We start from the raw sequence: 12636 nt of genomic DNA, 5'->3' as shown, positions 1-12636 counted from the left end.
ACTTGCATGTGTAAGGCATGCCGCCAGCGTTCAATCTGAGCCAGGATCAAACTCTTCAGTTTAATCTCTGTTACTTTTGCCGTTTTACCGGCACTCTTATTACTAAGAGGTCGCTCACTCAAAATACTGACAGGCCACTATTTTCATAGCGCCTATTTCATTACTTCTTGTGAACATTTGATATTTTAAGTATCGCGGAACCGAGGTTCCGCGTGCACTTTCATCAAACGTCCACACTTATCGACTGTTAATTTTTAAAGAACTTTGTTCGGTACTGCTTGCACGCTTGACAAATCGTTTTGTCTGTCAGCGAAGAAGGAAGAGTATGAATCGTTTAGACCGTTTCGTCAACCTTCTTTTTCTTCTCGCTTCACTCTGCAACACCTTGTTTTGTGTGCACCGTTTTGCGAGGAGGCGAACTATAGCAAAGGCCCCTTCATCCGTGCAAGGCTTTTTTTCCGGCTGCTACAATCGCGCCTTTTTCGACACAGCGAAATGCAGCAATGACCCAGCAATCCATCAAGCGCGGCGGCTTCAGCTCCAGCTTCGGCGTTCTCGCCGCCACCCTCGGTTCAGCCGTCGGCCTCGGTAATATCTGGAAATTTCCGTATCTGACCGGCGCCAACGGCGGCGCCGGCTTCCTGCTGGTCTACCTGCTCGCCACGCTGGTCATCGGACTGCCCGTGATGATTGCCGAAATCACCATGGGCCGCGCTGCGAAGGCCAATCCCATCACCGCGCTGCAAAAGCTCGCCGTCAGCAAAATGCCATGGTGGCTGATCGGCGTCGCCGGCATGGCCGCCGCGTTCCTGATCCTGTCGTTCTATTCGGAAGTGGTGGCATGGGTATTCGCCTATGTCTTCAAAGCCATCGGCGGCTCGATCCTCAGCAGTGATCGCCAGGTGACACAGGCGGCGTTCACCTCGCTGATCGGCGACCCGCTGCAATCGCTGCTGTGGCAGTGGTCTGTTCTGGTGTTTATCGGCGGCATCCTGCTGATGGGTGTGACCAAAGGCATCGAAGGGATTGCGAAAAAACTGATGCCGATATTGTTCTTGCTACTACTGATGCTCTGCGCGGTCAGCCTGTCGCTCGATAAGGCGGCGGACGGCCTGGCCTTCCTGTTCCGTCCGGACTTCAGCAAGATCACCGCCGGCGTCATCCTCACCGCGATGGGACTGGCGTTCTTCAAACTGTCGCTGGGCATGGGGACGATGATGACTTATGGCTCCTACTTTCGCGACGACCAGAACATTCCACAAACGACGCTGCGCGTGATGGCCGCCGACCTGTGCGTCTCCATGCTGGCCGGCATCGCCATCTTCCCGGCGGTCTTCACCTTCGGTTTCGCGCCGGCGGCCGGCCCGGCGCTGGTGTTCATCACCATTCCCGCCGTGTTCTCGCAGATTCCCGGCGGCCATCTGCTGATGGTCGCCTTCTTTGTGCTGGCCGCCGTGGCCGCGACCGGTGCGATGCTGTCATTGATGGAGGTGCCGGTGGTGATCCTGCACGAGCGCCTCGGCATGAGCCGCGCGAAGGCGACGCTACTGACCATCGCCGGCCTGATGCTGCTCGGCTCGACCTGCGCGCTGACCAACAACGTCCTCGCCGACTTCAAGCTGTTCGGCATGAACATGTTCGACCTGTTCGACTTCGTCTCGTCCAACGTCCTGCTACCGTTGGGCGGGATATCGCTGGCCTTGTTCGTCGGCTGGACCTGGGGCGCCGACAAGTTCACGCAAGCGCTGTCGAACCACGGCGCGCTGGGCAACCAGACCACCGCGCGCGTGGTGTTTTTCCTGCTGCGTTACGTGTCGCCGCTACTGATCTTGCTCGTCATGCTCAAGGGGCTCAATCTGCTGTGATCGACGGCACGCCGCACGCGACCTTCCACGTCAAAACCAGGTCTCGACCTGGAACCCGACCGAAGTGCCGCTGGTGCGGTTGTTATACACCGGGCCGCCGCTGTTGGCGGCGTTAACGGACGCGGTGGCCGCGTCGTTCCACTTGCCGTAGGTGACGAAGGCGCGCAGTTCGGGACGCGCCCACAGGCCGGGGCCGGCGGAGATGGTCGGCGCGAACGTCACCTTGGTCAAACGCTGCGCCGCGCCGCCGGTCGGCGACGTCACGCGGTCGGTGCCAACCTCCATCACCAGCTTGAAATTGTTGGTCAACGCGTACACCGGACGCACACCCAGCGAGGTCCAGGTGCTCGAACCGATGGCGTCGGATTTATCCTTCTGCACCAGCGCCACCATTTCCACGCCAAAGTTCCAGGACGGCTGTATCCACAGGTTGTCGAACACACGCATGCGCGTCACGTCCGATCCCAGCAGCGTGCTGCCGGCCGATCCCATGCCACCATGGTCGCCGCCAATGCCGGTGCCCGGCCCCACGCCATATTGCACGCCGAAGACGTTGGCGCCGCCGAACACGTCTGCCTGCTTGTGGAAGGCCGACAGTTGCCAGCCGTCGTGCCGTGCGCCCAGCGTCTCATCGCCCTGCGCCGTGATGATGGAGGCGGCGACATCGACGGTGCCGCCGGCGTTGACCGGCAAGTCCTGGTACATCAGGTTCTGGCGCGTGGCGGCGGCGGAGCCGAGCACGGCGCCATTCGCCGCGATGGCGTTGATGTCGTTGTCCTTGAAGAACGCGTACGAGAACTTGCCGGGGCCGGCCTGGATCTTGTCGAGGCCCGCGCCGGTGCCGCTGAAATTGATGTACTGGAAATCCATCATGTGGATATCGGGCCGGTTGTAGTAGCGCTTGCCGATCCAGGCCGTGCCCCCGTGCAGAAAGTCCAGCCCCTTGGCCTCGACGTAGCCCTTCAGGATATCGAACTCGGCGTCGCGGAAGCCGGACTTGTCGCCATAGGCGATCACCCACAACGTGGCGACGTAGCGCACGCCGTCCGCTTCGGCGATCTGCTTGGTGTAGCCGCCCTCGAAATCGGAATCGCACTCGTTGCCGAGACGGTACTTGCGGGTGTTGCCGCCCAGGCCATAGCACCCTTGCGGTCCGCGATCGCCGTTCAGCGAGGTGCCGGCGCCCACGCGCAGATAGCCGTGGAAGCCTTCGGCGTCCTGCCCGGCCTGGGCGGCGGCCGCGCCGCTTGCCATGCCGAGTGTGAGCGTGAGGGCTATCGTCAGCGCCGCCTTTTGCATCTGGTTTTTCATGTTTGTCTCCGGTTTTATCGTTTTTTTGTTTTCGACGGACGTACGGGTGCCGCCGGAGCGCCGTCGGGGAGCGCTCCGCTGTTGGTTGGTGCGGAAAGAGGAACGAGCGTCTAGCTCATGACACTGCCGCCGTCGACGTTGAGCGTCTGTGCGGTGATGTAGGCCGAGTCGTCGCTGGCCAGGAAGATCGCGGCGCCGACCAGGTCCGCCGGAGTACCCATCCGCCCCAGCGGCACGGCCAGGCCGACGGCTTTTTTCTTCTCACCCGGCTGCAGACCTTCGTAGCGGGCGAATAAGGAGTCGACATGGTTCCACATCGGCGTGTCGACCACGCCCGGGGCGATGCCGTTGACGCGGATGCCGTAAGGCGCCATGGCCAACGCGGCCGACTGGGTGTAGCTGATCACGGCCGCCTTGCTGGCGCAGTAGTGCGCCACCAGCGCCTCGCCGCGCCGGCCGGCCTGCGACGCCAGGTTGACGATGGCGCCGGTGCGGCCGGCGTCGCGCATGCTTTGCAGGACCTGCTGCATGACCAGGAACATGCCCTTGACGTTGACGTCGAACAGCCGCTGGTACATGTCCAGATCCGATTCCAGCAGCGGCGCCATGTCGAACACGGCGGCGTTGTTGAACAGGATGTCGATGGGGCCGAAGCGGAGTTGGGCGGCGGCCAGCAGCGCACGCACCGATTCAACGCTGGTGACGTCGGCCTGCACGTACTGCAGCTGCGCCGGGTGGCGCGCCATCACCGCGGCCAGCGCGGGCGGCGCTTGCGGCGCCAGGTCGGCCACGGTGCAGCTGGCGCCTTCGGCCAGGTAGCCCTCGGCCACCGCCAGGCCGATGCCGCCACCGGCGCCGGTCAGCAACGCATGCCGGGAAGCGAGACGATTCATGCGGATCTCCTTTCGTTATAAGTCGATACAGTCATCTGCATCGTGAAAGAAAGTCTAGCAGCGGCCCCTCGCCGAAATCGATACTGCAAGCGCGATAATCGATACTCTTATACCTGTCAGGCGCCGAACCGTCCCGACGCCTGCTGGCGGAACTCCTTGGGCGTCATGCCCTTCAGCTCCAGGAAGCGCCGGTTGAAATTGGCGACGTTGTTAAAGCCGGCGTCATAGCAGATGTTGGTGACGTAGCGCTCCGTTTCCATCAGCAGCTGGCAGGCCTTGTTGACGCGCAGGCGGTTGACGAAATCGGTGAAGCTGTTACCGGTCGCGGTACGGAAGAACCGCGTGAACATACGCTCGGACATACCCAGTTGCCGCGCCAGGTCGCTCATCGAAAACTGGCTGCTGAAATTCTGCACGATGAAGTCGACGGCGGAGCTGATGCGCGCCAGCGCGTCGTCATCGTCGAACGACTGCATCGGCACCGTCGACAGCAGCTGGTAGTCGCTGCTGTCGGCCAATTCGCCCAGCAAGGTGAGAAACTCGATGAAGCGCGGCAGTCCCTTGCCGTCGCGGATGCGGATGAAGCGCTGCCTCGCCTGTTCGCTGATGCCGAAGAACTCGATGCCGTGGGTGGCGCGCTGCAGCAGCGGCATGATGCTCTTCACCTCGGGGATGGCGCCTGCCATCTGCTCCAGCGGCGCGTGGGTGAACTGGATCACCATGTCGCGCAGCTTGACGCCTTCTGCCGGCGTGTCCAGCGACACCCAGTTGTGCGGAATGCGCGGCGCCGTCAACACCAGATGGCCGGGCGAGAACTGGCCGATGTAGTCGCCCACGAACACCTTGCCGCTGCTGGCGCAAATGAGGTGCAGCTCATACTCGTCGTGGTAGTGCCAGCGCACCAGGGAGCTGGGGAAGCCATGCTCCAGGTAGCGGATGAAACCATAACGTCCATTCGGCTCGAACCCTTCGCTCGCGTCGCGCGCGCAATCGTGTTCCAGCTCCAGTGTGCGGTGTATGCTCTTGGGTGGCATGTCGCTGTCCCTCCTCTCCTCGGTAAGTGCTGCGCCAAACGAGTATAGCAAAGCCGATCCGCCTCAAAACAATGGTTGGACCTTTCGATACAACTCGCCGAAACGCTCGTGGCGGGGAAGCAGCGCGGCGCGCCAGTCGGGTTCCGGCGGTATCACTTCCAGCACCGGCGGCGCCACGCATACCCGCGCCACATCGAGGCCGGTATCGGCGGCCAGCATCGCCAGCCGGGCCGCGCCCAGCGCCGCGCCGACATGCGCGCCGCTATTAAGCGTCAACGGTACATCGAGCACGCTGGCCAGCAGCCGCGCCCAGTATCGGCTTCGGCTGCCCCCGCCCACCAGCGCCGCGGTGCGCACGTCGCCGCCGGCGCCGCGCAAGGCCAGGTAGCTGTCGCGCAGGCCGAACGCCACGCCCTCCAGCACCGAATAGCCCAGCGCCGCGCGGTCGGTGTCGTGCCGCAGGCCGAACCACACACCGCTGGCCAGCGGATCGTTGTGCGGCGTGCGCTCGCCGGACAGGTAGGGCAGGAACAGCGGCGCCGTCGCGCGCACGCTTGGCCCCGCCCTCTCGATTTCCTCCAGCAGTACCTTTTCGTCGGCGGCATGCGTCAGCGCCGTGACCCAACGCAGGCAGCTGGCGGCCGACAGCATCACGCCCATCTGATGCCATTGTCCGGGAAGCGCGTGGCAGAAGGTATGCAAACCCTGCGCCGGATCGGGGCGGTAGGCGTCGCTGGCGGCGAAGAACACGCCCGAGGTGCCCAGCGAGATGAAGCTGTCGCCAGGCGCCACCACGCCCATGCCCACCGCGCTGGCGGCGTTGTCGCCGGCGCCGCCGGCCACCACCACCGGCGCTGGGATACCCCATTCCCGCGCCAGCTCCGCGCGCAGCATGCCGCCCGGCGCCGTGCCCTCCACCAGGCGCGGCATGTGGGAGCGGGACAATCCGCAGGCTTCAAGCATGGTGTCGGACCAGTCGCGCAGCGCCACATCCAGCCACAAGGTGCCGGAGGCGTCGGACATGTCGGAGATGAACTCCCCCGTCAGCAGGTAGCGCAAGTAATCCTTGGGCAGCAGCACCGTGGCGATGCGGTCGAACAGCGCCGGCTCATGGCGCGCCACCCAGAGCAGCTTGGGCGCAGAGAAGCCAGGCATGGCCAAATTGCCGGTGATGCGGCGCAGTTCGGGCGCGCGCCGTTCCAGCTCCGCGCATTCGGCGCCGGCGCGGGTGTCGTTCCACAGGATGGCCGGCCGCAGTACGCGGCCGGCGGCGTCCAGCAACACCGTGCCGTGCATCTGGCCGGACAGGCCGATGCCGCGCAGCGCCGCCATGTCACGCGGGTGGCTCCCGGCGATGGCGTGCAGGGCGGTTTTCGTGGCTTGCCACCAGTCGGCCGGGTCCTGCTCCGACCACTGCGGCATCGGCCGGCTGATCGCCAGCGGCGCGTGCGCGCTGGCGACGGTGCGCTGCTGCGCGTCGATCAACAACACCTTCACCTCGGAAGTGCCCAGGTCTATGCCCAGATACATGGCGCTACTCCTTCGCGGCCAACACGTGGTCCAGCGCGGCGCGCGCGCCGTCGCGGTACAGCCGCGCCAGCAACTCGGCCACGGCCGCCGTGAAGCGCGGCTCGTCGGCCAGTTCGCCGAACAGTTCGCGCAGCGACAGCAGCGGGCCGGCGTCGGCGCCGCCGCGCAGCGCGTGTTCGCGCAAGCGCTCCCCGTGCGGATCGATCAACGGCATCGCCGCGCCAGACTCGGAGCGGCCATTGAGGTAGCGGAACCAGCACGCCACGGTAAAAGCGAGCCGCGCGATCGGACCGCGCCGTTCCAGCTGCTCCCGCACCGATGGCAGCACGAACTTGGGAATGCGCGCCGATCCCTCGGTGCCGATGCGCGACAGCTGGTCGCGGATGGTCGGATTGGAGAAGCGCCCGATCAGCGTGCGCTTGTAGGCCTCCAGGTCGATGCCCTCCACAGCGGGCAGCAAGGGCGTGACCTCGATGTCCATCATATCGCCCAATAGCTGGCGGATGCCGGCGTCCGCCATCGCTTCGTGCGCGTACTCGTAGTCGAACAGCATGCCGAGATAGCACAGCGACTGGTGGCCGGCGTTGAGCAGCCGCAGTTTCATTTTCTCGTAGGGCAGCACGTCGGCCGTCATCTGCGCGCCGACCAGCTCCCACGCCGGCCGTCCGCCGGGGAACCGGTCTTCGATCACCCATTGCAGGAACGGCTCGGTCATCACCGGCCAAGCGTCGGCCAGGCCGAAGCGCTCGCGCAGCAGCGCGCGATGTTCGTCGGTGGTGGCCGGGGTGATGCGATCGACCATGCTGTTGGGGAAAGCCGCGTGTCGCGCCACCCACGCGCTCAACCCCGGATCGCGCAGCGCGGTGAAGGCCAGCAGCATCTTGCGCAGCACGTCGCCGTTGTTTTGCAGGTTATCGCACGACATCAGCGTGAACGGCGCCAGGCCGCGTTCGCGCCGGCGGTGCAGCGCCTCGGCCAGATAGCCGAACGAGCAGCGCGGCGTGAGCGGGTGCGCCAGGTCGTGCGCGATGTCCGCGTGGCCGGCATCGAATTCGCCGGTGCCCTGGTTGACGTAGTAGCCGCCTTCGGTGATCGTCAGCGCGACGATGCGGGTGCCGGGATCGGCCATCTTTTCCAGCACCGCTTCGGCGTCGTCCGGCGCGTACAGGAATTCCAGCAACGAACCAACGACGCGCGCCGCGTCGCCTTGCGCGCCGCGTTCGACGACGGTGTACAGGCAATCCTGGGCCAGCATGGCGTCGCGGATGGCCGCGTCGTGCGGCAGCAAGGCCACACCGCAGTAGCCCCATTGCTGGTGTCCCGGCAGGTGCAGCAGCCGGTCCAGATACACCGCCTGGTGCGCGCGGAAAAACCCGCCGACGCCGATGTGGACGATGCTGGGCGCCACATGCCGCCGATCGTAATCCGGCCCGGCGACATTCGGCGGCAGATTGCCCAGCGCTGCCTGGTTCAGGACGATAGCGTTCATGCCGACACTCCCCGAGCGGCGGCACAGGTTTTGCCGGCGGCGTCGAAATGGTGCACCGCGCCGGGATCGAAGCAAAGCCGCGTGCCGTCACCGGGACGCAGGGCGGTACGCTCCCCGCCGCGCGTGACGATCTGCACATTGTTGTCCAGGCGCGCGTAGACCAGCGTCTCCACGCCCAGCGATTCGACCAGGTCCACCGTCGCCGGCAGGCTGCCGGGTGTCGCGCCCTCCCCCGCCGCGCACAGGCGCACGTGTTCCGGGCGGATGCCGACGAAGCCGTCGCCACGCGCCGCGCTCCCCGCCAGCGCGCCCAGCATCGGCAGGGCGGCCGCCGGCACCACGTTCATGCTCGGCGTGCCGATGAACTGCGCCACGAAACGGTTGGCGGGGCGGTCGTACAATTCCAGCGGCGTGCCATGCTGCTCGATCTGGCCGTCGCGCAGCACCACCACGCGGTCGGCCAGCGTCATCGCCTCGACCTGGTCGTGGGTGACGTAGATCGAAGTGGCGCCCAATTCCGCGTGCAGTTTGGCGATCTGGATGCGGGTCTGCACGCGCAACGCGGCGTCAAGGTTCGACAGCGGCTCGTCGAACAGGAACACCTTCGGATCGCGCACGATCGCGCGCCCGATCGCCACCCGCTGGCGCTGCCCGCCCGACAGGTCCTTCGGCGTGCGTTGCAGGTATTTTTCGAGATCGAGGACGGCGGCGGCCTTCCCCACCTTCTCGCGGATCACCGCGCGGTCGACGCCGGCCAGCTTGAGCGCGAACGACATGTTTTCGAATACCGTCATGTGCGGATACAGCGCATAGGACTGGAACACCATCGCCAGGTCGCGCTTGGACGAGGGCAGCGCGGTGATGTCGAGCCCGTCGAGCAGCAGGCTGCCCTTGTCGATGGGTTCCAGGCCGGCGATCATGCGCAACAAGGTCGATTTCCCGCAGCCGGAAGGACCGACGAAGACCACGAATTCGCCCTTCTCGATGGCCAGGTCGATGCCCTTGATGGCGTGGTGCTCGCCGAAGAATTTTTCGATGTTACTGAGTTGGAGGTAAGCCATGGTTGCTGTCCTAAGTTGATGGTTGCCGCGCTTATTTGACGGCGCCGAACGTCATGCCCTGCACCAGCTGCTTCTGGCAGAACCAGCCCAGCGCCATGATCGGCGCGATCGCCATCAGCGAGGCGGCCGACAGCTTGGCCCAGAACAGGCCCTCGGGGCTGGAATAGGAGGCGATCAGCCACGCCAGCGTGCCGGCGTTGGCCGCGCCCAGGTTCAACGACCAGAACGACTCGTTCCAGGCCCACACCATGCATACCAGCGCGGTCGAGGCGATGCCGCCGGTCGACAGCGGCAGCACGATGTGGCGGAACTCGTGCAGCACGGTGGCGCCGTCCATGCGCGCCGCCTCCAGAATTTCGCGCGGCAGCTCGCGCAGGTTGGTGTACAGGAGCCAGATCATGATGGGGAGGTTCATCAGCATGAACATCACCGTCAACCCCGCCCGGCTGTCGAGCAGGCCGAAATACTGGTAGCAGATATAGATCGGCATCAGCGCGCCGACGCCGGGCATGTAGCGCGAGCTGAGAATGAACTTGAGCAGGCCGATGGTGCCGCGCGTGGGGAAGAAGGCCATCGAGTACGCCGCCGGCAGCGCGATCGCCAGTCCGATGGCCGTCGACAGCACGCTGGTGAGCAGCGAATTGAACGCGTAGCCGACGTAGTGGTCGCGCGCCATGACGTCGCGGAAGCTTTGCAACGTCGGCGAGAAGAACAGCAGCGGCGGCGTGGAGATGGCCTGGGCCTCGGTTTTGAACGCCATCAGTCCGAGCCAGAAGATCGGAAAGAACAGCAGCAGCGCGAAAAACCAGGCGGCGGCGGTGCGGATGTGCAGGGTGGTGTGCTTGTGCATCGCGGTCTCCTTATTTGGCCAGGTTCTTGCCGATGACGCGCATCAGGAAGAAGGCGGCGATATTCGCCAGCAGCACCGCGAACAACGCGCCGGCCGACGCCGCGCCGATGTCGTACGATTGCAGCGCCTGTTGATAGATCATGAACGTGATCGTGGTGGTGTCGAAGCCGGGGCCACCGCCGGTGGTGGTGAAGATCTCGGCAAACACCGACAGCAGGAAGATCATCTCGATCATCAGCACCACCGACACCGCGCGCCCCAGGTGGGGGATGTACAGGTAGCGCAGCTGCTGCACGTAGTTGGCGCCGTCCATGCCGGCCGCCTCCAGCTGTTCGCGATCCATCGACTGCAGCGCCGTCATGAAGATCAGGCAGGCGAAGGGCAGCCACTGCCACGACACCATCATGATGATCGATAGCAGCGGATACTCCGACAGCCAGTCGACCGGCGTTCGCCCGAACAGCAGGCTGACCTGCGCGAACAGGCCGTAGATGGGATTGAGCAGCATGTTCTTCCACATCAGGGCGTTCACCGCCGGCATCACCAGGAACGGCGAGATCAGCAGCACGCGCACGATCGCGCGGCCGGGAAAGGTCTCGTTGATCAGCAGGCCGAGGGCGGCGCCGCCCAGCACGGTGATCAGCATGACCGAGAACATCAGCAGGAAGGTGTTGTGCAGCGCCGGCAGGAAGGCGCCGTCGGTGAAGAAAAAGTAGAAATTCTCCAGCCCGTGGAACGGGTGCTCGCCCGGCGCCAGCAGGCTGAATTTGACCAGCGAGTAGTACAGCGTGATCAACAGCGGGACGATGGAAATGATGGCGATGGAAAGCACCGCCGGCGTCAGCAAAGTCCGAGGTATCAGTCGTTTCATGGGTAATCTCAAAGTGCGTGCGGGTGCTTACGGAACCGCCGGCGGATGCCGGCGTCCCGGATGACTGTCAATGCGGGGTGCGGGGGCTGCGGCCGGCTATTTGTAGTAGCCTGCCTTGCGCATTTCCCGCTCGGCCGCCTGCTGCGACTTTTCGAGCGCCTGATCGACCGTCACTTTGCCCAGCAGCGCGGCGGTGATCTGCTGGCCGGTGGCCATGCCGATCGCCTGGAATTCCGGCACGGCCGCATATTGCACGCCGATGTAGGGCGACGGCGGCAGGGTGTTTTGCTTGGGGCTGGCGGTGGCGATGGCCTTGCCTTCGGCGGCCGCGAACTTGGCGGCCTTTACGAATTCAGGATTGGCGTAGGTCGACTTGCGCGTGCCGGTGGGCACGTTGGCCCAGCTGGTCTCCTTGGCCACCAGTTTGATGTAGTCCTTGGACGTGGACCAGTTGATGAACTTCTGCGCCGCCTCCGGATGCCTGGAGCTTTTCGGTATCGCCAGCGCCCAGGCCCACAGCCAGTTGGCGCCGCGCTCGGTGACGGCGAACGGCGATTGCGCGTAGGCGACCTTGTCGGCCACTTTGCTTTGCTTCGGATCGCTGACGAAGGAGGCGGCGATGGTGGCGTCGATCCAGATGCCGCACTTGCCTTCGTTGAACATCGCCAGGATTTCGTTGAAGCTGCTGGAGGACGCGCCGGGCGGACCGTATTTCCTCATCAGGTCGACATACATTGTCAGCGCGTCGCGCCACGGCTTGCTGGTGAATTGCGGTTGCCATTTCATGTCGAACACCTGGCCGCCGTAGGAGTTGGCCATGGTGGTCAACAGCACCATGTTGTCGCCCCAGCCCGGCTTGCCGCGCAGGCAGATGCCGTACACGCCGTTGGCCGGATCGTGGATCTTGGCCGCGACCGCGCGCAGCTGGTCCCAGCTCGGCCGGTCCGCGATCGCCATGCCGGCTTTTTTCACCAGGTCGCTGCGGTACATGATCATCGAGCTCTCGCCGTAGAACGGCGCGGCGTACAGCTGGCCGTTGAGCGACAAGCCTTCGCGTATCGTCGGCAGCAAATCGTCGACGTCATAGGCGGCGTCCGGTTTGATCGGCAACAGCCATTCCTTCTTGGCCCAGATCGGCGCTTCGTACATGCCGATCGTCATCAGATCGAACTGGCCGCCCTTGGTGGCGATGTCGGTCGTCATGCGCTGGCGCAGCACGCCCTCCTCCAGGGTAACCCACTTCAGTTTGATATCGGGATTGGCTTGTTCGAAGAATTTGCCGAGCTTTTGCATCTCGATCATGTGGCCGTTGTTGACGGTGGCGATGACCAGGTCGGTGGCGGCGAGAGGCGAACCGCTGGCGCATAAAAGACCAACGCATAGCGCACTGAGGGCGATACGATTCATGGTGTTGTCTCCAGATTTTATGATTTTTTGTCGGGGCGGCGCCTGTCAGCACCACTCCTGCAATGTATCATCGGCCTCCGATACTTTCCGATACTGATAAACCAAGTCTCGATACTTTTTGGTACGGGAGAGCGGGAAAGTCAGAAAGGAATCGGCGCCAAAGTATCTGGTTGTGCGGCGTCCTACGTGTCTGCGTGGGACGAAAAAAAGCCCCGACCAAATCATTGGACGGGGCTTTTTAATATAACTAGCCTGACGATAACCTACTTTCACACTGGTTGCAGCACTATCATCGGCGCAGAGTTGTTTCACGGTCCTGTTCGGG

General features: G+C 64.1%; 11 protein-coding genes and 1 rRNA gene. 1 reads left to right on the top strand and 11 read right to left on the bottom strand.

The features are described 5' to 3' along the window. Positions 1-62 (bottom strand): 16S ribosomal RNA (locus tag BMX85_RS29665); the annotation flags it as partial. A gap of 441 nt (positions 63-503) precedes the next feature. Between BMX85_RS29665 and BMX85_RS29660 the strand changes: the two genes are divergently transcribed. Then, positions 504-1865, top strand: coding sequence for a sodium-dependent transporter (locus tag BMX85_RS29660; RefSeq protein ID WP_090328440.1), 1362 nt, complete (start codon positions 504-506; stop codon positions 1863-1865). A 30-nt stretch (positions 1866-1895) separates the two neighbouring features. On the opposite strand, the gene BMX85_RS29655 is transcribed toward BMX85_RS29660, so the two are convergent. From BMX85_RS29655 to BMX85_RS30835, 10 genes are all read right to left on the bottom strand, one after another. Continuing rightward, positions 1896-3176, bottom strand: coding sequence for a maltoporin (locus BMX85_RS29655; protein WP_090328436.1), 1281 nt, complete (start codon positions 3174-3176; stop codon positions 1896-1898). 110 nt (positions 3177-3286) lie between these two features. Continuing rightward, positions 3287-4069, bottom strand: a complete 783-nt coding sequence (locus tag BMX85_RS29650; protein WP_090328432.1) for an L-iditol 2-dehydrogenase — start codon at positions 4067-4069, stop codon at positions 3287-3289. 116 nt (positions 4070-4185) lie between these two features. Further along, positions 4186-5103: a helix-turn-helix domain-containing protein gene (locus tag BMX85_RS29645; RefSeq protein WP_090328428.1), complete on the bottom strand. Its 918-nt coding sequence runs from the start codon at positions 5101-5103 to the stop codon at positions 4186-4188. 63 nt (positions 5104-5166) lie between these two features. Next, positions 5167-6633, bottom strand: coding sequence for a xylulokinase (xylB, locus tag BMX85_RS29640; RefSeq protein ID WP_090328425.1), 1467 nt, complete (start codon positions 6631-6633; stop codon positions 5167-5169). Positions 6634-6637: 4 nt separating this feature from the next. Further along, positions 6638-8122: a mannitol dehydrogenase family protein gene (locus tag BMX85_RS29635; protein WP_090328421.1), complete on the bottom strand. Its 1485-nt coding sequence runs from the start codon at positions 8120-8122 to the stop codon at positions 6638-6640. Next, positions 8119-9183, bottom strand: a complete 1065-nt coding sequence (locus tag BMX85_RS29630; RefSeq protein WP_090328417.1) for an ABC transporter ATP-binding protein — start codon at positions 9181-9183, stop codon at positions 8119-8121. The genes BMX85_RS29635 and BMX85_RS29630 overlap by 4 nt, the downstream gene beginning before the upstream one ends. A gap of 31 nt (positions 9184-9214) precedes the next feature. Further along, on the bottom strand, positions 9215-10033 hold the full coding sequence (locus BMX85_RS29625; RefSeq protein WP_090328415.1) for a carbohydrate ABC transporter permease: 819 nt from the start codon (positions 10031-10033) through the stop codon (positions 9215-9217). A gap of 10 nt (positions 10034-10043) precedes the next feature. Further along, a complete protein-coding gene (locus BMX85_RS29620) occupies positions 10044-10904 on the bottom strand; it encodes a carbohydrate ABC transporter permease (RefSeq protein ID WP_090328411.1) in 861 nt (286 codons plus the stop codon). A gap of 96 nt (positions 10905-11000) precedes the next feature. After that, positions 11001-12311, bottom strand: a complete 1311-nt coding sequence (locus BMX85_RS29615; protein WP_090328406.1) for an ABC transporter substrate-binding protein — start codon at positions 12309-12311, stop codon at positions 11001-11003. 45 nt (positions 12312-12356) lie between these two features. Next, the coding region (locus BMX85_RS30835; RefSeq protein ID WP_218147421.1) for a hypothetical protein at positions 12357-12636 on the bottom strand (280 nt) is incomplete at its 5' end.

Source organism: Duganella sp. CF517 (assembly GCF_900110275.1).
Classification (GTDB): domain Bacteria; phylum Pseudomonadota; class Gammaproteobacteria; order Burkholderiales; family Burkholderiaceae_D; genus Rugamonas.
Note: the sequence above shows the minus strand (reverse complement) of the source record. Positions and strands in the feature narration are given on the sequence as shown.